The sequence below is a fragment of the Limnohabitans lacus genome, assembly GCF_030053395.1.
Lineage (GTDB): Bacteria > Pseudomonadota > Gammaproteobacteria > Burkholderiales > Burkholderiaceae_C > Limnohabitans_A > Limnohabitans_A lacus.
The window spans coordinates 209,656-230,530 of sequence record NZ_JASGBH010000002.1 but is presented as its reverse complement, the minus strand read 5'-3'; the positions used below and the strand labels follow the sequence as shown (position 1 = coordinate 230,530).

The 20,875-nt window shown below is 60.7% G+C and carries 23 protein-coding genes; 6 read left to right on the top strand and 17 right to left on the bottom strand.

What is annotated here, in order from left to right; all coding sequences use genetic code 11:
• Positions 1-3 precede the first annotated feature (3 nt).
• On the top strand, positions 4-540 hold the full coding sequence (locus QLQ16_RS03685) for a VOC family protein (protein WP_283223335.1): 537 nt from the start codon (positions 4-6) through the stop codon (positions 538-540).
• Positions 541-576: 36 nt separating this feature from the next.
• Here the strand turns inward: QLQ16_RS03685 and metW are convergent, their stop codons facing one another.
• From metW to QLQ16_RS03670, 3 genes are all read right to left on the bottom strand, one after another.
• Positions 577-1,161, bottom strand: coding sequence for a methionine biosynthesis protein MetW (gene metW, locus QLQ16_RS03680; RefSeq protein ID WP_283223334.1), 585 nt, complete (start codon positions 1,159-1,161; stop codon positions 577-579).
• Positions 1,158-2,318, bottom strand: coding sequence for a homoserine O-succinyltransferase MetX (gene metX / locus QLQ16_RS03675; protein ID WP_283223333.1), 1,161 nt, complete (start codon positions 2,316-2,318; stop codon positions 1,158-1,160). The genes metW and metX overlap by 4 nt, the downstream gene beginning before the upstream one ends.
• 133 nt (positions 2,319-2,451) lie before the next feature.
• Complete coding sequence (locus QLQ16_RS03670) at positions 2,452-3,015, bottom strand: TMEM165/GDT1 family protein (protein ID WP_283223332.1); 564 nt, start codon at positions 3,013-3,015, stop codon at positions 2,452-2,454.
• Positions 3,016-3,237: 222 nt separating this feature from the next.
• Here QLQ16_RS03670 and QLQ16_RS03665 point away from each other — a divergent pair, with 222 nt between their 5' ends.
• Positions 3,238-4,440: an ammonium transporter gene (locus QLQ16_RS03665; RefSeq protein WP_283223331.1), complete on the top strand. Its 1,203-nt coding sequence runs from the start codon at positions 3,238-3,240 to the stop codon at positions 4,438-4,440.
• A 229-nt stretch (positions 4,441-4,669) separates the two neighbouring features.
• Positions 4,670-5,179, top strand: a complete 510-nt coding sequence (gene rbp, locus QLQ16_RS03660) for an RNA-binding regulator (RefSeq protein WP_283223330.1) — start codon at positions 4,670-4,672, stop codon at positions 5,177-5,179.
• A gap of 81 nt (positions 5,180-5,260) precedes the next feature.
• Here rbp and QLQ16_RS03655 read toward each other — a convergent pair whose 3' ends face one another.
• Genes QLQ16_RS03655 through QLQ16_RS03640 form a run of 4 tightly spaced genes read right to left on the bottom strand, consistent with a single transcriptional unit; the run spans position 5,261 to position 8,223 of the window.
• Complete coding sequence (locus tag QLQ16_RS03655; protein ID WP_283223329.1) at positions 5,261-6,046, bottom strand: SDR family oxidoreductase; 786 nt, start codon at positions 6,044-6,046, stop codon at positions 5,261-5,263.
• A gap of 8 nt (positions 6,047-6,054) precedes the next feature.
• On the bottom strand, positions 6,055-6,642 hold the full coding sequence (lptC, locus tag QLQ16_RS03650) for an LPS export ABC transporter periplasmic protein LptC (protein ID WP_283223328.1): 588 nt from the start codon (positions 6,640-6,642) through the stop codon (positions 6,055-6,057).
• An 11-nt stretch (positions 6,643-6,653) separates the two neighbouring features.
• Entirely contained in the window at positions 6,654-7,244 is a 591-nt protein-coding gene (locus QLQ16_RS03645; RefSeq protein ID WP_283223327.1) for a KdsC family phosphatase, read from the bottom strand.
• Position 7,245: 1 nt separating this feature from the next.
• Positions 7,246-8,223 (bottom strand): KpsF/GutQ family sugar-phosphate isomerase, encoded by a 978-nt coding sequence (locus QLQ16_RS03640; RefSeq protein WP_283223326.1) that lies wholly within the window; start codon positions 8,221-8,223, stop codon positions 7,246-7,248.
• A 110-nt stretch (positions 8,224-8,333) separates the two neighbouring features.
• Here QLQ16_RS03640 and QLQ16_RS03635 point away from each other — a divergent pair, with 110 nt between their 5' ends.
• From QLQ16_RS03635 to QLQ16_RS03625, 3 genes are all read left to right on the top strand, one after another.
• Positions 8,334-10,319 carry a monovalent cation:proton antiporter family protein gene (locus QLQ16_RS03635; RefSeq protein ID WP_283223325.1) on the top strand — a complete coding sequence of 662 codons (1,986 nt, stop codon included), beginning with the start codon at positions 8,334-8,336 and terminating at the stop codon, positions 10,317-10,319.
• Between the two features lie 4 nt (positions 10,320-10,323).
• On the top strand, positions 10,324-10,878 hold the full coding sequence (locus QLQ16_RS03630) for an adenine phosphoribosyltransferase (protein ID WP_283223324.1): 555 nt from the start codon (positions 10,324-10,326) through the stop codon (positions 10,876-10,878).
• A 104-nt stretch (positions 10,879-10,982) separates the two neighbouring features.
• Positions 10,983-11,519: a 2,4'-dihydroxyacetophenone dioxygenase family protein gene (locus QLQ16_RS03625; protein WP_283223323.1), complete on the top strand. Its 537-nt coding sequence runs from the start codon at positions 10,983-10,985 to the stop codon at positions 11,517-11,519.
• Between the two features lie 69 nt (positions 11,520-11,588).
• Here QLQ16_RS03625 and QLQ16_RS03620 read toward each other — a convergent pair whose 3' ends face one another.
• The 10 genes from QLQ16_RS03620 to QLQ16_RS03575 form a co-directional block, all read right to left on the bottom strand.
• Positions 11,589-12,548: a branched-chain amino acid ABC transporter permease gene (locus QLQ16_RS03620; RefSeq protein ID WP_283223322.1), complete on the bottom strand. Its 960-nt coding sequence runs from the start codon at positions 12,546-12,548 to the stop codon at positions 11,589-11,591.
• A gap of 4 nt (positions 12,549-12,552) precedes the next feature.
• Entirely contained in the window at positions 12,553-13,437 is an 885-nt protein-coding gene (locus QLQ16_RS03615) for a branched-chain amino acid ABC transporter permease (RefSeq protein ID WP_283223321.1), read from the bottom strand.
• Positions 13,438-13,470: 33 nt separating this feature from the next.
• Positions 13,471-14,685 (bottom strand): ABC transporter substrate-binding protein, encoded by a 1,215-nt coding sequence (locus QLQ16_RS03610; RefSeq protein ID WP_283223320.1) that lies wholly within the window; start codon positions 14,683-14,685, stop codon positions 13,471-13,473.
• Between the two features lie 25 nt (positions 14,686-14,710).
• Positions 14,711-15,421, bottom strand: coding sequence for an ABC transporter ATP-binding protein (locus QLQ16_RS03605; RefSeq protein ID WP_283223319.1), 711 nt, complete (start codon positions 15,419-15,421; stop codon positions 14,711-14,713).
• On the bottom strand, positions 15,414-16,190 hold the full coding sequence (locus QLQ16_RS03600) for an ABC transporter ATP-binding protein (RefSeq protein WP_283223318.1): 777 nt from the start codon (positions 16,188-16,190) through the stop codon (positions 15,414-15,416). The genes QLQ16_RS03605 and QLQ16_RS03600 overlap by 8 nt, the downstream gene beginning before the upstream one ends.
• Before the next feature lie 163 nt (positions 16,191-16,353).
• On the bottom strand, positions 16,354-17,136 hold the full coding sequence (locus QLQ16_RS03595; RefSeq protein WP_283223317.1) for an SDR family NAD(P)-dependent oxidoreductase: 783 nt from the start codon (positions 17,134-17,136) through the stop codon (positions 16,354-16,356).
• A gap of 23 nt (positions 17,137-17,159) precedes the next feature.
• Positions 17,160-18,137: a fatty acid desaturase family protein gene (locus QLQ16_RS03590; RefSeq protein ID WP_283223316.1), complete on the bottom strand. Its 978-nt coding sequence runs from the start codon at positions 18,135-18,137 to the stop codon at positions 17,160-17,162.
• Between the two features lie 110 nt (positions 18,138-18,247).
• Positions 18,248-18,826: an amino acid synthesis family protein gene (locus tag QLQ16_RS03585; RefSeq protein WP_283223315.1), complete on the bottom strand. Its 579-nt coding sequence runs from the start codon at positions 18,824-18,826 to the stop codon at positions 18,248-18,250.
• Positions 18,827-18,850: 24 nt separating this feature from the next.
• A complete protein-coding gene (locus QLQ16_RS03580; RefSeq protein WP_283223314.1) occupies positions 18,851-19,819 on the bottom strand; it encodes a Bug family tripartite tricarboxylate transporter substrate binding protein in 969 nt (322 codons plus the stop codon).
• Positions 19,820-19,878: 59 nt separating this feature from the next.
• Positions 19,879-20,874: a zinc-dependent alcohol dehydrogenase family protein gene (locus QLQ16_RS03575; protein WP_283223313.1), complete on the bottom strand. Its 996-nt coding sequence runs from the start codon at positions 20,872-20,874 to the stop codon at positions 19,879-19,881.
• Position 20,875: the final 1 nt, after the last annotated feature.

The window sequence follows — 20,875 nt, the reverse complement described above, 5'->3', positions numbered from 1 at the left end:
CCCATGAAAATCAACCGCATTCACCACGTGGCCTACCGCTGCAAAGACGCCAAAGCCACCGTGGACTGGTACGTCAAAAATCTGAACATGGACTTTGTGCTGGCGATCGCCGAAGACTTGGTGCCTTCGACCAAGGCACCCGATCCTTACATGCACGTGTTTCTGGATGCCGGTGGCGGCAATGTGCTGGCGTTTTTTGAGCTGCCCAACTCACCCGAAATGGGCCGCGACACCAACACGCCCGAGTGGGTGCAGCACATTGCCTTCAAGGTCGACAGCCTGCAGGCGCTGGAAGAAGCCAAAGCGCAACTGCAAGCCAACGGCGTGGAGGTGTTGGGACCGACCAACCACACCATCTTCAAAAGCATTTACTTCTTCGATCCCAACGGCCACCGCCTGGAGTTGGCCGCCGATGTGGGCACCCCCGAGATGTACCAAAAGCTCGACGAATGCAAATGGGACATGCTGGAGGAGTGGGCCCAAACCAAACGCGCTCCCAAACACGCCGCTTGGATGCACGACCAGGAATTCACGGGCTGATCATGGATGCGGTGGCGGGCTCAGCCCGTCCGCACATCAGCCGCGCTGCAGTTTGAAGACGGCCGTGCCGGCCATCAGGTTGGGCAAGACGCGCACTTCTTGGCCGTGTTGCAGGCCAAAGGCGTCAAGGATGCGCAAGTCGTTCTTGCGGGCCAAGTCGGCAAAGTCGGCGTACGTGCCCACGCGGATGTTGGGCGTGTCGTACCACTGGTAGGGCAGGCGCTTGGTCACCGGCATGCGGCCGCGCAGCACGCTCAGGCGGTTGAACCAATGGCCGAAGTTGGGGAAGGCCACGATGCCGATCTTGCCCACGCGGGCGGTCTCGCGCAGCATGACTTCGGCGTTGCGCAGGTGTTGCAGCGTGTCGATTTGCAGCACCACATCAAAAGACTGGTCGGCAAAAACCTTCAGGCCTTGGTCGAGGTTGAGCTGCAGCACGTTCACGCCGCGCTGGGCGCAGGCGAGCACGTTGGCGTCGTCGAGCTCCACGCCGTAGCCGGTGCAGCCATTGTGCTTTTGCAAATAGGCCAGCAAGGCGCCGTCGCCACAGCCCAGGTCCAGCACACGGGCGCCTTGCGGCACCAGCCGCGCGATGGCTTGCATGATCAAAGGATCGCTCATGCGGCACCTCCGCTGATGGGCGTCAGGGTTTGGGCGATCTGCTCAAAGTAGGCGCGCACCACATTCATGTAGCGGGCATCGTCGAGCAAGAAGGCATCGTGCCCGTGCGGTGCGTCGATCTCGGCGTAGCTCACATCGCGGCGGTTGTCGATCAGGCCTTTGACCATTTCGCGGCTGCGTGCGGGCGAGAAGCGCCAGTCGGTGGTGAAGCTCACCAGCAAAAATTTGCAGATGGCGCGCTCCAGCGCCTTGGACAGGTCGCCGCCAAAAGCGCGGGCCGGGTCGAAGTAGTCGAGCGCCCGGGTGATCAGCAAATAGGTGTTGGCGTCGAAGTACTCGCTGAATTTGTCGCCCTGGTAGCGCAGGTAGCTTTCGATCTGGAATTCCACCTCTTGGGTCGAATACTTGTAGCCGGTTTCGCTGTTGACGGCGTTGCGCAGTTCGCGGCCAAACTTCTCGTTCATCACGTCGTCGCTCAGGTACGTGATGTGCCCGATCATGCGGGCGATGCGCAGGCCGCGCTTGGGCACCACGCCATGCTCGTAAAAGTGGCCGTTGTGAAAGTCCGGGTCGGTCACGATGGCGCGGCGTGCCACTTCGTTGAAGGCGATGTTTTCGGCGTTCAGGTTGGGGGCGCTGGCCACCACCACGGCGTGCTTCATGCGCGCGGGGTATTGCAGCGTCCAGCTCAATGCCTGCATGCCGCCCAAGCTGCCGCCCATCACGGCGGCCAGTTGTTCGATGCCTAAAGCGTCCAGCAATCGGGCCTGCGCGTTGACCCAGTCCTCGACAGTGACCACGGGGAAATCGGCGCCGTACACGCGACCCGTGTCGGGGTTGGTGTGCATCGGACCAGTCGAGCCAAAGCACGAGCCCAGGTTGTTCACGCCGATGACAAAAAAGCGGTCGGTGTCCAGCGGTTTGCCCGGGCCAATCATGTTGTCCCACCAGCCGGCGTTGTCGGGTTGGTCGGCGTACACGCCTGCCACGTGGTGCGAGGCGTTGAGCGCATGGCAAATCAGCACCGCGTTGGACTTGTCGGCGTTGAGCGTGCCGTAGGTTTCGTAGCTGAGCGAATAGCCACGGATGGACGCACCGCTTTGCAAGGGCAAAGCGGCTTCAAAGTTCATCGACTGTGGCGTGGCAATCAAGCGCATGGCGAAAATGAAAAAACCCGATAACGCTGCAGAAGCGATACCGGGTTGGGCTCGACCTCTTTAGCTGCATTTTGGAATCCTCTGGATCCCTGCGCCCGCAAGCTGGAGCAAATCGGCGCCCTGCAAGTATAAATCAGCCCCAGCCCAGCAGGGCTAAAGCCCCCAGCACGGCAAAAATCAGCGCCGACACGGTATGGACCATGCGCAAGGGCACCCGCTTTGTGATCGCGTCGCCCAGCCACACCACCGGGGCATTGGCCAGCATCATGCCCAAGGTGGTGCCGGCCACCACGGCAAACCAAGCTTGGTACTGCGCGGCCAGCATCACCGTGGCGATCTGGGTCTTGTCGCCCATCTCGGCCAAAAAGAAGGCGACCACGGTGGTCAAGAACACCCCCATGCGCGGTGCGTTGTCGCCCTCTTCCTCGTCCAACTTGTCGGGGATCAGCATCCACACCGCCATGGCGATGAAGGAGCCGCCCAGCACCCAGCGCAGCACATCGGGGCCCAGCACCGTGGTGACCCAGCTGCCCACCGCCCCGGCCAAGCCGTGGTTGGCCAATGTGGCCACCAAGATGCCCAACACGATGGGCCAGGGCTTGCGAAAACGCGCCGCCAGCACCAACGACAGCAGCTGGGTTTTATCCCCCATTTCGGCCAGGGCCACGATGCCGGTGGAGACAAGAAAAGCTTCCATGTGGGGGCTTCACAGGTCTGCGCCTGTGCTGAAGAAATAAAACCCGATCTTACGGGCGCTGCGCTTGGCCATTTGGGGGCGTGACGGGGGTGTGTGCACTAAAGCAGGACTCGCGGTGCGCGTTTGCATCAAATTGGGCATGATTTGTGCTTGTAAATGGTGCGAAAAGCCAAAAACGGCTATTTCTGCACCAATTTAATTCAAAAATCAAAGAGGACAGTGATGGATGCACTGAAACAGGGCGCAGATGCGCTCTTTATTTTGCTCGGCGGCATCATGGTGTTGGCCATGCATGCGGGTTTTGCCTTTCTGGAGCTGGGCACCGTTCGCAAAAAGAACCAGGTCAATGCGCTGGTGAAGATCCTGGTGGACTTCTCGGTGTCGACGGTGGTTTATTTTGTGGTGGGCTACGGCGTGGCTTACGGCACCAACTTCTTTGTGGGCGCTGAGCAGTTGGCGGCCAAGAACGGCTACGAGCTGGTCAAGTTCTTTTTCCTCTTGACCTTCGCGGCGGCCATTCCGGCCATCATCTCGGGCGGTATCGCCGAGCGCGCGAAGTTCTGGCCCCAGCTGATCGCCACAGCGGTCATTGTGGGTTTTGTTTACCCCTTCTTTGAAGGCATCGCCTGGAACCAGCACTTTGGCGTGCAGGCCTGGATCAAAGCCTTCACCGGCGATGAGTTCCACGACTTCGCCGGCTCTGTGGTGGTCCACGCCATGGGCGGCTGGATCGCTTTGCCTGCGGTCATCTTGCTGGGCGCACGCTACAACCGCTACCGCAAGGACGGTCAGGTCTCGGCTCACCCGCCATCGAGCATCCCTTTCCTGGCCTTGGGTGCCTGGATCTTGATCGTGGGCTGGTTCGGCTTCAACGTGATGAGCGCACAGACCCTGGACAAAATTTCTGGTTTGGTGGCGGTGAACTCGCTCATGGCCATGGTCGGCGGCACCTTGACCGCCTTGCTGTTGGGAAAAAACGACCCCGGTTTCGTGCACAACGGCCCCTTGGCCGGCTTGGTGGCCGTTTGCGCTGGCTCTGACCTGATGCACCCCTTTGGTGCCTTGGCCGTGGGTGCGGTGGCCGGTGCTTTGTTTGTGGTCATGTTTACCCTGACCCAGAACAAGTGGAAGATCGACGACGTGCTGGGCGTTTGGCCTTTGCACGGTGTGTGCGGTGCTTGGGGCGGCATTGCTGCGGGCATCTTCGGCCTGCAAAGCTTTGGTGGCCTGGGCGGCGTGAACTTCACCGCCCAATTGATCGGCACCGCCATGGGTGTGACCTGGGCCCTGTTGGGCGGCTTGGTCATCTACGGCTTGCTCAAAGTGACCTTGGGTCTGAAGCTCAGCCCCGAAGAAGAATACGAAGGCGCTGACCTGACAGTCCACAAAATCAGTGCCACGCCTGACCGCGAAGTGAGCTGGTAAATCGGCCCTTTTGTGTGTTGTAGCCCACCATGGCGCGCCTTGCAGGGATACCCCTTGCAACATTTTTTGTTTTATGGCGCATAATGGTCGAGCGCTGCTGTCTGAAAACAGCAGCGCAATGTCTGCGGTGACCAGATCAGTTTCGCTTCCCTTCCGATGTTTTCAGGTTTGTTGAATGCGCTTTCGGAGCTCCATCGCTTTTATCTCTGTGTTTTGAGGAGTCCCTTTCATGGGCAACAAACTTTACGTCGGCAACCTGCCTTACTCGGTTCGCGACGGCGATCTGGAACAAGCTTTCGGTGAATTCGGTGTCGTCACCAGCGCCAAAGTCATGATGGAACGTGACACTGGCCGCTCCAAAGGCTTCGGCTTTGTGGAAATGGGCAGCGATGACGAAGCCCAAGCTGCGATCAACGGCATGAACGGTCAGCCTTTGGGCGGCCGTAACGTGGTCGTGAACGAAGCACGTCCCATGGAGGCACGTCCTCCCCGCACCGGTGGTTTCGGTGGTGGTGGCGGCTTCGGTGGCGGTCGCCGTGAAGGCGGTGGCGGCTACGGCGGCGGTCGCGAAGGCGGCGGCGGTTACGGCGGTGGCCGTGAAGGCGGCGGCGGTGGCTACGGTGGTGGCGGTCGCGAAGGTGGCGGCGGCGGTTTCCGCAGCCCCTACGGCGCTGGCCCACGTGGCGGCAGCGGTGGCGGTCGTCGCGAAGGCGGCGGCGGCTACGGCGGCGGTTACTGATTCACCACTTCGGCGGGGTTAACACCCAGCCGATGAATCCCAACAAAGCCCTGCATTGCAGGGCTTTGTTGTTTCTGGCCTTCAGTGGTCCGAATGGCGGAGCTTGCGGGGCTGGCCTTTCAGCACGCGGTCAAACAGCGCATTGGGCAAGAGCCGCAGCAGCTTGGCCACCACGCCCATGGGCCAAGGTATGACACGGTAGCTGGTGCCCTGTGCAATGGTCTTGACCGCTTGGCGGGCAAAGTCATCGGCCTTCATCAAAAAGGGCATGGGGTAGCGATTTCGCGCCGTCAGTGGCGTGGCCACATAGCCGGGCGCAATCGTGATGACCTGCACGCCCGAGGCGCGCAACTCGCCGCGCAAACTCTCGCAATAACTGATGGTGGCGGCCTTGCTGGCGCAGTAAGCCGCATGACCTGGCAAGCCCCTGATGCCCGCCACACTGGCAATGCCCACCAATTGGCCCGATCCCCGCGCTTGCATGCCTTGGATGAAGGGGTGAAACGTGGCGGCCATGCCCAGCACATTGGTGTCCATCACTTGGCGCATCACTTCCAGGTCTTCGCGTTCGGCGGTGTCCACGCCCAAGCTGATGCCAGCATTGGCGATCACCACATCGGGCAGACCCATGTGGGCGATGCACTGCTGGGCCGCCGCAATGATGCTGTCGGTGTTTTGCACATCGGCGGCGAACACGCCCATGTGGTCTGGTGGCAAGTTCAGCTGTGCACGAGTTTCTGCGGTCCAAGCTTGCAAGGCATCCAGCCGGCGAGCGGCCAGTGCCACACGCCAGCCTTGTTGCAGATAGGCCAAGGCCAGGGCTTGACCAATGCCACTGGACCCTCCGGTGATGAAGACCAGTTTCATGGGGGCTTTCAGGGTTTGGGGGCGAGCACGCCGCGCACGCGGCCGTCGAGCAGGTATTCACCAGACTTGCTGTTGAAGTTCATCGTCAGCGCGTTGAACACATCTTTGTCGCGGGTGATTTCCACGGGGTCAGAAGACAGCAGCTTTTCTTCTTTGACCAAGGCCAGCAATCGCTCGCCGCGCAATGCCATACGGGGCGCGTTGGCGTCGGCCGCCCGAACGGCCACGGCTTGTCCCAGCAGCGTCACGCGTTCCCCGTCGCCTGTGGCCACGCCCGTGTTGGCTTTGGCGTTGATCTTCACGCCGGTATCACTTTGGGCATAAACGCGCACGTGGTCGATGTGCATTTCATCCACATCCGGATAGTGGCGACCCTTGTCGCCCATCACTTCGCGGGTCATGCGGCCTGTTGTGTCAAAAGACTTGACCGAGAAATTTTCGAGCCGGTAATCGGGCTCTTGGCGCACGGGTTTGTTTTCGTCGGCATAAATGATGGAGGGCATGCTGCGCACCAGCCACCAACTGCCCAGCGCCAAAAAGCCCATCAGGATCAGCGGCAGGTACAGCGACAGCCGATCGATCAAGCGGCGAATCATGCCGACAGCCTTCATGCCGAGGCGCCCTTGTGCGCGGTCACGCCCACTTGCGCGAGCAAACCGGCGTAGTGGCCGCCTGCGACGAGCAGCAAATCGCACAAGGCGCGGGCTGCGCCTTCGCCGCCCCGCTCAGCGGTCACGTGGTGGGCCAGGGCTTTGGCTTGGGCATGGCCGTTGGCCGGTGCGCAGGCAAAAGCCACGCGTTGCATCACAGGCAGGTCGGGCCAGTCGTCGCCCATGGCGGCCGCTTGTGCCCACGACAAGCCCAGTTCTTGAAGGAACGCCTCTGCCGCGGGCCGTTTGTCTTCGGTGCCAAAGCGGGCGTGCGTGATGCCCAGGGCCTTCAGGCGCAAGCGCAGCGGTGCCGAATCGCGCCCGGTGATGACCACCGGTGTGATGCCCGCTTGCTGCAAGAGCTTGAGGCCTTGGCCGTCCAGTGTGCTGAAGCGCTTGAGGGTTTCGCCCGACTCTGAAAAATACAGGCCGCCATCGGTCAGCACGCCATCGACGTCAAAAAACACCACGCGGATGCCCTGCGCTTGCAGCAGCAATTCGGATGCGTAGTTCAAGGCCGGCACCAAGGGTTGAACAGCAGCGTTCATGTCAGATCACCTTCGCACGCATCAGGTCGTTGGTGTTGATGGCGCCGCACAAGCAGCCCGCATCGTCGACCACCAAGATGCTGGTGATGCGGTGCAGCTCCATCATCTCGGCCGCTTCCACGGCCAGCGCTTCGGCGGCGATGGTGCGGGGCTGGGGGTGCATCACATCTCGGGCTTTGAGGCCGCGCAGGTCAGCGCCCTTTTCAATCAGGCGGCGCAAGTCGCCGTCGGTGAAGACACCCAGCACCTGACCACTGTCATCGACCACCGAGGAAGCGCCCAGACCTTTGCTGCTCATCTCGCGCATCAACTCAGAAAAGCTGGCGTTCGGTCCCACGCGCGGGACTTCATCGCCCTTGCGCATCACGTCGCCCACATGGGTGAGCAACTTGCGACCCAGCGAGCCACCGGGGTGTGAGCGGGCAAAGTCCTCGGGTTTGAAGCCCCGTGCATCGAGCAGGGCCACGGCCAAAGCGTCGCCCATGGCCAGCTGCGCGGTGGTGCTGGCGGTGGGGGCCAGGTTCAGGGGGCAGGCTTCTTTTTCGACCGAGGTGTCCAGCACCACGTCGGCGTGGCGGGCCAGCGATGAGCTCAAGCCCCCGGTCATGGCGATCAGGGGCACGCCTTGGCGTTTGAGCACGGGCAGGATCGCGACCAGTTCGTCGCTCTCGCCACTGTTGGAGATGCCCAGTACCACGTCCACGGTTTTGATCATGCCCAAGTCGCCATGGCTGGCTTCGGCCGGGTGCACAAACATGGCGGGTGTGCCGGTGGACGCCAGTGTGGCGGCGATCTTGCGGCCGATGTGGCCGCTCTTGCCCATGCCGGTCACGACCACGCGGCCTTGCACGCCGAGCATCATGTCCACGGCCTTCAAAAAGCGTTCGTCCAGCTTGGCCTTCAGGCCGAGCAAGGCGGCGGCTTCGATGTCGAGGGTCTCGCGGGCGAGCTGGAGGGTTTGGGCGTTGTGAGCGGGCATGGGGCCATTTTATCGGTCGGCATGCCAGGTCACAGCCCCTTGACCTTGAGCGGTGATGGACACGGGTCATCACGCATGAAACACAGCCTTGCGCTTGTTACCATCGAAGCATGAGTGCACTCGAGTTGACCCTGCTGTATTTGCTGGCCGCCGTCATGGGCGTGGTCGGCTGCCGCATGCTCAAATTGCCGCCCATGCTGGGCTATTTGGCGGTGGGTGTGGTGATCGGACCCAATGCGCTGGCGCTGGCGCAAAACTCCGATGGCGTGAAGCACCTGGCCGAATTCGGCGTGGTGTTCCTGATGTTTGTCATTGGCCTGGAGTTCAACCTGCCCAAGCTGCGCTCCATGCGCAAGCATGTCTTTGGCTTGGGGCTGTTGCAGGTGGTGCTGACGCTGGTGATCGTGACCCTGACTTCCTTGTTTGTGGCGACTTTGGCGCCCAGTCTTTGGAAGATGGAGTGGCAGACCGCTTTGGCCTTGTCGAGCGCCATGGCCATGAGCAGCACGGCCATTGTGGTCAAGCTCGTTGCCGATCGCATGGAACTGGAGTCCGAGCACGGCAAGCGGGTGATGGGCATTTTGTTGTTTCAGGATCTGGCGGTGGTGCCGCTGATCGTGATGATCCCGGCCCTGAGTGCGCCCGCAGAGGAAATGTTCACCGCCTTGCTGCTGGCCGGTCTCAAGGCCACGGTGCTGATCACATTGCTCATGACAGGTGGGCAGCGCGTGATGCGCTGGTGGTTGACCTTGGTGGCGCGGCGCAAGAGCGAAGAGCTGTTTGTGCTCAACCTTTTGCTGGTGACTTTGGGCCTGGCTTGGATCACGGAGCTGGCAGGCCTCAGCTTGGCTTTGGGCGCTTTCATTGCCGGCATGCTGATCTCCGAGACCGAATACAAGCACCAGGTGGAGCTGGACATTCGGCCTTTTCACGATGTGTTGCTGGGGCTGTTTTTCATCACCATTGGCATGCTGCTGGACTGGCACATCGTCATCGAGCGCTGGCCTTTGGTGCTGGTGCTCACCGTGTTGCCCGTGCTGTTCAAGCTGGTGCTGGTGACGGCCCTGGCCAAGCTCACCGGCGCAACCCAAGGCGTGGCCCTGCGCACTGGCTTGTATCTGGCGCAAGCGGGCGAGTTTGGCTTTGTGCTGCTCACCTTGGGCTCGCAACACCAGTTGATCCCCCCCAACTTGCTCAACCCCGTGCTGGCGAGCATGGTGCTGTCGATGCTGGCCACGCCCTTCATCATCTTGCACAGCAACACCATCGTCATGAAGCTGGTGGCCAGTGAGTGGTTGCAGCAGTCGCTGCAGATGACCACCATTGCCCGCAAGTCGATCAACACCAGCAAGCACGTGATCATTTGCGGTTACGGTCGTTGCGGCCAGAATTTGGCACGCATGCTGGACAAGGAAAACATCCCCTACATGGCACTGGATCTGGACCCAGACCGGGTGCGCCAGGCCGCAGCCGCCGGCGACTCGGTGGTGTTTGGCGATGCCGGGCGCTTGCAGTCCCTCATGGCCGCTGGCCTGGCGCGTGCCAGCGCGGTGGTCATCACCTACTTGGATGTGCCAGCCGCCATGAAGGTGCTGGACCACGCCCACAGCCACGCACCGCAAGTGCCGGTGATCGTGCGCACGCAAGACGACCTCGACCTGGAAAAACTGCAAAACGCGGGGGCCACCGAAGTGGTGCCCGAGGCGCTGGAAGGCTCGCTCATGCTGGCCAGCCACGCGCTGGCGCTGGTGGGTGTGCCCATGCGGCGCGTGATCCGATTGGTGCAAGACCAGCGTGATGCCCGCTACAACCTCTTGCGCGGTTACTTCCATGGCGCCGACGACGACACGTTGGAAGAAATCGACCACGAGCGATTGACCACCGTGGGCTTGCCACTGGTATCGCCCTGGTTGGGCAAGCCGGTGCAAGACTTGGCTTTTCACGCCATGGGGGTGCGCGTGGTCAGTTTGCGCCGCGCCAACGGCCACACCGAAGCCGTTACCGACGACACCGAACTGAAGATCGGTGACACCCTGGTCTTGTCGGGCAAATCTCAAACCTTGGCCGTGGCCGAGGAAAAACTCTTACGGGGCTGAAGCCATGCCGGACTTGAACGTCAACGAATACCTCAAAAGCCATATCCGCACCGTGCCCGATTGGCCCGCACCGGGCGTGCAGTTCCGCGACATCACGCCGCTCTTGCAAGACCCCCGCGTGTTCCGTGTGCTGATCGATGCGTTTGTGCACCGTTACATGGCCACGGGCATGCGCCCCGATGTGGTGGCCGGGCTGGATGCCCGTGGCTTCATCTTGGGCTCGGTGGTGGCCTACGAGCTGGGCCTGGGCTTTGTGCCCATCCGCAAAAAAGGCAAGCTGCCTTTCACCACCGTGGAAGAAACCTACGAACTCGAATACGGCAGCGCCACCGTGGAGCTGCACACCGATGCGGTCAAAGCGGGCCAACGTGTCTTGTTGATCGACGATTTGATCGCCACCGGCGGCACCATGATGGCGGGTAAGAAGCTGCTGGAGAAATTGGGCGCCACCGTGCTCGAAGGCGCGGCCATTGTGGACCTGCCCGAGTTGGGCGGCTCGCAGCGCATCGAAGCCTCGGGGCTGAAGCTGTTCACGCTGGTGTCTTTCGAGGGGCACTGACAGCGAAAGAGCAAGCATGCCTGCGCGACGCGCTGTCGCGCACAGTGCTGACAAGCGGCAGCGCAGCTTTTACGCTGTCTTTTTTTTGCCCGTACAGGACTGCCATGACCTCCACCGCCACCCCGCCTGCCGCTGCGGACGACCGCGTGCCCTATGCCAAGCCCCAGCCGTGGGGCATGTCCCCCGACATGGTGATCCCCGATGTGGACACCGATGACGAGCGCTTGTGGGCGCCTGTTGCGCCGGGCATCTGGTCACGCCCCTTGCACCTGAATGTGACCGGTGGTTTTTACATCCACCTGCTCAAGGTCAAGCGTTCGGGCTTGCTGCAACGCCACCGCCATTCGGGCATGGTGCATGCCTATGTTTTGCGCGGCAAATGGCTGTATCTGGAGCACGATTGGGTGGCCGAAACAGGGGGCTATGTGTACGAGCCGCCGGGCGAGACCCACACCTTGGTCGTGCCCGACGATTGCCAGGACATGGTGACCATGTTCACGGTGCATGGTGCGCTGATGTACGTGGACACCCAAGGCAATGCCACCGGCTACGACGATGTGTTCACCCGCATCGAAAAGTACCGGGCGCATTTTGAAAACGTCGGCTTGGGCGCGGACTACGTGAAGAACTTCATGCGTTGATGTTCAACGCGCTGCAAAGCAAAAGGCCTGCTCGGTGAGCAGGCCTTTTTGCGTGGTGCGGGGCTGCGCTTACAGCGGCTTTTTGAGCCAGTGGGCGATCTCGCCAATGATGCCGCGGCGGAAAGCCAGCACGCAGATCACGAAGATCACCCCCTGGATGATGGTGACCCAGGCGCCAAATTGGGCCAGGTAGTTTTGCATGCTCACGATCACCGCTGCGCCCACCACAGGGCCAAACAAGGTGCCCAAGCCGCCCAACAGGGTCATCAGCACCACTTCGCCCGACATGGACCAGTGCACATCGGTCAGCGATGCCAATTGGAAAACCAGCGACTTGGTGGCACCGGCTGTGCCTGCCAAGGCGCCCGAGATGACAAAGGCAATCAGCTTGTAGCGGTCGGTGTCATAACCCAGCGAAATGGCGCGGTCTTGGTTTTCGCGAATGGCTTTGAGGATCTGGCCAAAGGGCGAGTGCACGATGCGCCAGATCAGCGAAAAGCCCATCAGGAAGATGGCCAGCACAAACACGTACATCGTGAAATTCTCTTGCAAATCAAAGACGCCAAACAGCTTGCCGCGGGGCACGCTTTGAATGCCGTCTTCACCACCGGTGAACGGTGTTTGCAGGTAGAAGAAGAACACCATTTGCGAGAACGCCAAAGTGATCATTGCAAAATAAATGCCTTGCCTGCGGATGGCCAAGGAGCCGGTGACCAAGGCCAACAGAGCGGAGCAACCGGTGGCAAACAGCACGGCCAACTCGGGGTTCCAGCCCCAGACTTTGGCAGCGTGTGCGGCGGCATAACCGGCGGTGCCCAAGAACATGGCGTGACCGAACGACAGCAAGCCGCCAAAGCCGATGAGCAGGTTGAAAGCGCAGGCAAACAAGGCAAAGCACATGACCTTCATCAGGAAGATCGGATAAACCCAGATGGGCGCGATGACCAGCAGCATCACCATGATGGCAAAGGCCACCCACTGGTGCGTGAACGACTGGGTCTTGAAGGAGGGCGTCGAGACTGTGGTCATGGTCTTACTTCTGGGTGCCGAACAACCCGGCAGGCTTGATCAGGAGAACAATGGTCATGATGATGAAAATCAGCGTGCTGGAGGCTTCGGGGTAAAACACTTTGGTCAGGCCTTCGATCAAGCCCAGACCAAAGCCCGTCAAGATCGCGCCCATGATGGAGCCCATGCCGCCGATCACCACCACCGCGAACACCACGATGATGATGTCAGCACCCATGGTGGGGTTGACCTGGTAAATCGGGGCGGCCATCACACCCGCAAATGCCGCCAGGGCCACGCCAAAGCCATAGGTCAGCGTGATCATGCGGGGCACGTTGATGCCAAAAGCTTGCACCAGGCTGGGGTTCTCGGTGGCGGCACGCAAATACGCACCCAGCTTGGTGCGCTCGATCACGTACCAGGTGGACAAGCACACCACCAGCGAAGCCACGATGACCCAGGCGCGGTATTTCGGCAAGAACATGAAGCCGGTGTTGAACGCACCCCGGAACACTTCAGGCACCGGATAAGGCATGCCCGACGAGCCAAACTCGTGGCGGAACAAGCCTTGGATGATCAGCGCCAAGCCAAAGGTCAGCAAGAGCCCGTACAGGTGGTCCAGTTTGTAGAGCTGTTTGAGCATGGTGCGCTCAATCAGCATGCCGGTCGCACCCACCAGGATCGGCGTGATGATGAGCGAGACCCAGTAATTGATCCCCAATTTGGTCAGGGAGAGGTAGGCCACGAAGGCGCCCAGCATGTACTGGGCGCCGTGCGTGAAGTTGATGATGTTCAGCAAGCCGAAAATCACGGCCAGGCCCAAGGAGAGCAGAGCGTAAAAGGACCCGTTGATGAGTCCGATCAGCAACTGCCCGAACAGCGCTTGAGAGGGAATGCCAAAGATTTCCATGGTGATTTCAGGCTTGCATGAACAGGTTGCTGATTACTTCTTGACCAGAGGGCAATCGCTCTCGGACAGTGGGCGGAAAGCTTCGTTGGCCGGAATGGTGGCCACCAGCTTGTAGTAGTCGTAAGGGCCCTTGGACTCTGCAGGCTTCTTGACTTGGAACAGGTAGGCAGGATGGATCTTGCGACCGTCTGCACGGACGCTGCCTTTGCCGAACAATGGATCGTCAGTGGGCAGCTCTTTCATCTTGGCGGCGACCTTGGTGCCGTCGTCGGTCTTTGCGGCATCCACGGCTTTCAGGTAGTGGATCACGCTGGAGTAAACACCGGCTTGCACCATTGATGGGTTCTTGCCACCGTTCAATGCCGCGAAACGCTTGCTGAATGCGCGGGTGTTGTCGTTCAGATCCCAGTAGAAAGTTTCGGTGAGCATCAGGCCTTGTGCGATGTTCAAGCCCAAGGAGTGCACGTCAGGCAAGAACACCAACATGCCGGCCAGGTTCTGGCCACCTTTGGTGATGCCAAATTCAGCCGCTTGCTTGATCGAGTTGGTGGTGTCGCCACCGGCGTTGGCCAGGCCAATGATCTTGGCTTTGGAGGCTTGAGCTTGCAACAAGAAAGACGAGAAGTCTTGTGTGGGGAATGGCGTGCGGACTTTGCCCACCACTTTGCCGCCGTTTTTGAGCACCACGGCTTCGGTGTCGCGCTCCAGGGCGTGACCGAAAGCGTAGTCAGCGGTCAGGAAGAACCAAGAATCACCACCGCTTTTGACAATGGCTTTGCCCGTGCCGTTGGCCAGCATCCAGGTGTCATAGACCCAGTGGATGGTGTTGGCGTTGCAAGCCTTGCCGCTCAGGTCAGCCGTGGCCGAGCCCGAGTTGACGTGCAGTTTGCCCTTGTCGCTGGAAATTTTGGCGATGGCCAAACCCACCGACGATGTGGGCACGTCGGCGATCATGTCCACCTTGTCGGTGTCATACCACTGGCGGGCCACGTTGGAGCCCACGTCGGGTTTGTTTTGGTGGTCAGCGCCCACGACTTCCACTTTGAGCGTGCTCTTGGTGGACTTGATGTAGTCCTCAACGGCCATCTTGGCCGCGACCACCGAGCCGGGGCCGGTGATGTCGGAGTACAGGCCCGACATGTCGTTGAGCACGCCGATCTTGACGATGCCGTCAGAGATTTGGGCTTGTGCACCGCCGGCAAAGGCGCAAGCGGCCATGGCGGCCAGGGAAAGAAGTTTGCGTTTCATCGTGTTGTCTCCAGTTAGAAAAAAATCAGACACCCAGGTACTCGTTCAACATGCCCATCTTGGAGGACAGCTCTTGCGCGCTGAAGTTCTCCACCATCTGGCCATGCTCCATCACATAGAACCGGTCGGCCAGCGGCGCGGCAAACCGGAAGTTTTGCTCCACCATGATGATGGTGAAGCCCTTGGCCTTGAGGGCCAAAATCATGCGCGCCAAGGCTTGCACGATGACAGGGGCCAAGCCTTCGGAAATTTCGTCCAGCAACAAAAAGCGTGCGCCCGTGCGCAAGATGCGGCCCACGGCCAGCATTTGCTGCTCACCGCCCGACAGGCGGGTGCCGGGGCTGTTGCGACGCTCCAGCAGGTTGGGGAACATCTCGTAGATTTCTTCCACCGACATGCCGTTGGGGGCAATCACGGGCGGCAGCAACAGGTTTTCTTCGCAGGTCAATGCCGAGAAAATGCCGCGCTCTTCAGGGCAATAACCCAGTCCGAGTTTGGCAATCTGGTGCGGCGCCCAGTTCACGGTCTCTTGACCCTTGATGGTGATGGAGCCGGTGCGACGGCCCACCAAGCCCAAAATGGATTTGACCGTGGTGGTGCGCCCTGCGCCGTTGCGGCCCAGCAAGGTCACCACTTCGCCTTCGTTCACCGTCAGGTCCACCCCGTGCAGGATGTGCGACTCGCCGTACCAAGCTTGCAGGTTGCTGATGCGCAGGAATTCTTTGGATTCAGCCATGGGCCCCCTCCAGCTGGTTGTCGGTGGTGCCCATGTAGGCTTCGAGCACTTGGGGGTTTTGCGACACCACGGCGTAAGGTCCTTCTGCAATCACTTGTCCGCGCTGCAAAACACTGATGGTGTCTGCAATTTTGGACACCACATTCATGTTGTGCTCCACCATCAAGATGGTGCGGTTGGCACCCACTTTTTTGATCAACTGCGTCACGCGGTCCACGTCTTCGTGGCCCATGCCCTGGGTGGGCTCGTCGAGCAGCATCAACTCGGGGTCCATGGCCAAGGTGGTGGCAATTTCCAAAGCGCGCTTGCGGCCATAAGGCAGCTCCACCGCGGTCAGGTCGGCCATGCTGCCCAGATCGACCTGGTCAAGCAGGTCCATGGCCTTGTCGTTGAGCTGGTTCAGGCTGCGTTCGGAGCGCCAAAAGTGCATCGAAGTGCCGGTGGCCCGTTGCAAACCGATGCGCACGTTTTCCATGACCGTGAGGTTCGGGAAGGTGGCCGAAATTTGGAAAGACCGCACAATGCCGCGCCGCGCCACCTGCGAGGGTTTTTCGGCCGTGATGTCGTTGCCGTTGAACACAATCTGGCCCTTGGTGGGGATCAGAAATTTCGTCAACAGGTTGAACACCGTGGTTTTGCCTGCACCGTTGGGGCCGATCAAGGCATGGATCTGCCCACGCTGGACCCCCAGGTTGACGCCGTTGACGGCGACAAAGCCCTTGAACTCTTTGACGAGCTCACGGGTTTCGAGAATGAAATCTTTGGACATGGCTTGTGAACAAGGTTCCTGTGAAGGCCTGTGCATGCAAGGTTGCTGCAAGGTTGTCTCATTCTGGGTTCATCGTTGTCGCAGGGCTGTAGTGGTTATCCCGAACGCTTGTCTCACACGTGTCTGAGCGTTCTGTGCGATTCACAAACGCGTTGAAAAAAGCTCAACTCAAGACCATGCCGCCATCGAGGTGAATCGACTGACCCGTCATGCCGCGAGATTCGGCCGAGCCCAGATACACCGCCAAAGAAGCGATCTCGTCCGGGTCCAGCACACGGCCCAGCGGCACCCGTGCCAGTGCGGCTTTGACCATGTCTTCGCCACTGATGCCCGAGCTCTTGGCCACCTGCGCCTTGAGCTCTTCGACCATGTCGGTCTGGATGAAGCCCGGGCAAATCGCGTTCACAGTCACCTTGTAGGGACTGGCCTCGAGTGCCAGGCAACGCGTCAGACCCACCACCGCATGCTTGCTCACGTTGTAGGCGCTTTGGTTGCGCGAGCCCCATTTGCCGGCGGTAGACGCCATGTTGATGATGCGGCCATGCTGGCGCGCCTGCATGCCTGGCAAGCACGCCTGTGTGAAGTGCAGCACACCGAACAGGTTCACATCGAGCATGTCCTGAAAGTCTTGTGGCACATAGTCCATGAAGGGCTTGGCGCGGTACACCCCGGCGTTGTTGATCAGCACATCCACACGGCCAAAGCGTTGCTCGACCTGTTCCACCGCAGCAAAGCAGGCATCGCGGTCGGTCACGTTCAGGCCCACGGTCATGATCCGCTCGGCCGGCAGGCCCAGTGCGTCTTTGACTTCGCTCAAGCGTGCGGTGTCGGTGGCCACCAGGCACAGGCTGGCACCTTCGGCGGCGTAGGCCTCAGCGATGGCGCGCCCGATGCCTCGGCTGGCACCGGTGATGATGGCCACTTGTTGGTCAAGGCGATGTGCCATGTTCAATCCTTGAAGTGTGAAAGTCAGATGAGGGCTGCGCTTTTGCGCTGATCGGCGGGTTTGCCGTGATCGGGATCGTCGTGCGGATTGGAGATGGCCTTGCGCAGCACTTGCCGGTAGCCCTGCGTCAGCTCCATGCGCGGGCCAAAGCCTTGCGCGATCAGCATGCGGTGGGCGGCGGGCAACTTCCAGCAAGGCGTGAAGACAAACAGGTGGTGCTCCAGGTGGTAGTTGACCCAATACGGCGCCAGCACCATGCGCATGCCCCAGTTCGTCAGGGTGGTGCGGGTGTTGCGCAAGCGGTCATCGTTGTCGCCCACCACCGCGTGTTCGGCGATGTTGCGGATGCGGCTGATCACCTGGTACCAAGTCAGCAAAGGCAAGAGCCACAGCGCAAAGTAGGCCCACCACACACCGGCAGCGGCGCACACCAGCAAGATGGCCAGATTGCTCAAGGCGAAATACTTTTCGGCACGCCAAAGGTTCAGCCAGCGCTTGGCGCGGCTGGGGTCATCACCCATCTCCATGCGGAAAAATTCCATGCGCCGCTGGTATCCGGTGACGCCCAAAATGTCGCGACGCATTTTGCGCCAGAAGCTGGCTTGGCTGATCGGAAACGGTGCTGACAGGATCAGGTCGGGGTCTTCTTTTTGTTGGGTGTGTCGGTGGTGGCTCAGGTGGTAGGGCCGGTAAAGCGTCAAGCTCGCACCCACCGGCCAGCCGCACAAAAATGCGCCCAGCGTGTCGTTGAGCCACGTCGTCTTGAACAGGGCGCGGTGCGCGGCGTCGTGCATCAAGATCGCCAAGCCCAGTTGCCTGCCGCCGATGACGATCACGGCCACGACGAAGCTCAAGGGGTTGGGCCAGGCGATGAAAAACGCCATGGCCAGTGCGATGACGCCCCAGGCGTGCAGCACCAGATAGGCGCCCACCCCATCGGATCGGCCGCGCAGAAAAGCGTCTTGCTCGGGGCTGAGCGCGGGTTGGGCGTCTGTGACCATGGTGGGCAATGCAAAAAGGCAAAGGAATCATCTTGAGATGAAACCTTTGCCCAATCAGTCACTGACGTGACCAGTGCGTGCGGCCAGGCGCTTGGCCCGGCGACGGCGCTTTAGCGTTGGCCGTCGTGCACCGAGACTTTGTCTTTGGTCAAGCCACCCAAGCGCGAGTGCACACGGCCCCCTGTGCCCATCACCAAGGCGAACAAAATTTCGTTGGGGCGTGGCGCATCTTGAATGCCCACTTCCATGCTGTTGAAATGGCTGCGCACATAGGCCGCATGGATGTAATGCAGCGGCACCATCAAGCGGTAACCGGCACTGGCCACGGCTTTGGCTGCAGGCACGATGGCTTTGGGATCCCCCAGCAAGGTGCGCATGGCCCAGCCGCCCGCTTCGTGCCACACCGCGCCGTGCTCCATCTCGCCGTTCACGCCCACGATGGCCGCTTTGCTGTACACCTCGATGTTGTCTTTGCCCAGCGTGTCCACCAGCTCTTGCGCCAGCACGGTGCCAAGCGACCGCAGTTCCGCCATGAAGGGCATCAGGTCAGGCTCGTAGCGCCCGGCATAAGGGTTCTTGATCACCGCGCACGCGGCGGCCAGTTTCAGCGGCGTGTCCGTGACCGGACCGCCATCGTGGTAGATGGTTTCGATCGTCAGGCTGCGTTTGCGAATTTCAATCAATGACATCAGAGGTCCTTGTTTCAGTGGGCTTTATTGTTTGGGAATTTTGGCGTCGTTGACGACCTGGATCCATTTCTGGGTTTGACTTGCCACCAAGGAGCGCATCTCCTCGGGGGTGCTGCCACGCACTTCGCCACCCATGTCTTCCAGACGCGATTTGACCGCGGGCACCACGATCGCTTTTTGCAGTTCGGCATTCAGGCGGTCGATCACGGCACGGGGCGTGCTCGCAGGCGCCATCAAGCCAGCCCAGGACTGCACGTCGTAGCCGGTCACGCCCTGTTCAGTGACCGTGGGCACATCCGGCAGGCCTTGCCACCTTTGGGGGCCCGTGGTGGCAATGGCCCGCAGCTTGCCGCCTTTGATGTTGGCCATCACCGCGGTGGGTGGTGCAATGATCATGGGGATTTCGCCACTGAGCAATGCCGTCAGCGATGCCGAGTCACCCCTGAAGGGGACATGCAGCAATTGGGTTTTGGACATGCTGGCCAACAGTTCACCGGCCAGGTGATGGGTCGAGCCAATGCCCGCCGTGCCGTAACTGATTTCTGTGGGGTTGGCTTTGGCGGCGGCCAACAAAGCCGTCAAATTGGCATACTTGCTGTTCGCAGGCACCACCACCAGAAATGGGAAATACGTGATGGTGCTGACCATCTCAAAGTCTTGCACTGTGCGGTAGGCCAAGTTGTTGTACAGGGCCCCAGCAACCGCATGACCGCCCGTGGCCAAGAGCAGCGTGTAGCCATCGGGTCTGGCCTTGGACACGGTGGTGGCTGCAATGGTGCCCCCGGCACCGGCCTGTGCCTCGACCACCATGGATTGTCCCAAGCCCTTGCTCATTTCCTGGCTCACGGACCGTGCAATGGCGTCCGCATTGCCGCCGGGTGCAAAGCCCTGAAGAATTTTGATGGGACGCTCTGGATAGGTTTGGGCCAGAACAGCCATGGGCATGGCCAGCGATGTGGCGCTCAGTGCGATGAGTAATTGTCTGCGAATCATTTTTGTCTCCTGATGGATAAACCCTGCAGCTTCTCTGCGGACGCTTGCAGGGGGGAACTTCATGGCTGCATGACCAGCTTGCCGCTGACCATGCCCTGATCGAGCAACTCGTGCGTTTGGCGAACCTCGCTGAGTTTGAAAATCCGGTGTTCGGGGGCCTTCACTTGCGCGTTGGCCATCAAGTCCATGGCCTCTTGCATCAATGCGCGTCTGGCCTCGGGGTCTTCGTCAAAGGTGTGCATTGAAAAGCAGCGCACAGCCAGGCTCTTGCCCAAGAAATGGCGCAGCACCTGAAACACATCTTGTGTGGGCAGGCCCTGAACAATGTTGTAGGACACCAGCGTGCCCAGCGGCGCCAGGCCGTGCAAACCATCGATCAGGCTTTGCCCACCCAGGTGGTCGAACACCACATCCAAGCCACGGCCTTGTGTGATCGCTTGAACCTGCGCTTTCAGCTCGCCTTGCTCGGTGCACACCACATGGTCAAAACCGTGCTGCAGGGCGTCTTGGCATTTGCCCGGGGTTCGGCTGGTGCCGATGGTTTTGTAGCCCCGGCTTTTCGCGGCCTGACACAACATGCCCGCCACGCCACCCGAGGCGCCGGTGATCAGCACCTGCGGTTGTGCACGGTGCATGGGCCCGGCCACACGCAAGAGGGCCAAAGCCAGTTGCAAGTTGGGCAGGCTGACGGCATCTTCAAAGGCCACACTGGAGGGCAAGCGGTAAGGTGCGTCTTGCGGCACCACGATGGCCTCGGCATAACAGCCGCCGCGCTGCGCCAGCTCACGGGCGCTCACCAACACGCGATCGCCGATGTGCCACTGCGTCACCCCTTCGCCAATGGCATCGACCACACCGGCCAATTCCGCGCCGGGAATGGCGGGCAGTGGCGGCATCCATTTGTAGGTGCCTTGGCGGATCAACACATCCGGGCGGCCCACGCCAATCGCTTGGGCCTTCACGCGCACCTGTCCAGGGCCAGGCAGCGGATCGGGCAGATCCACCCACAGCAAGCGCTCGGGCCCGCCGGGCACCTGGACTTGGATGGCTTTCATG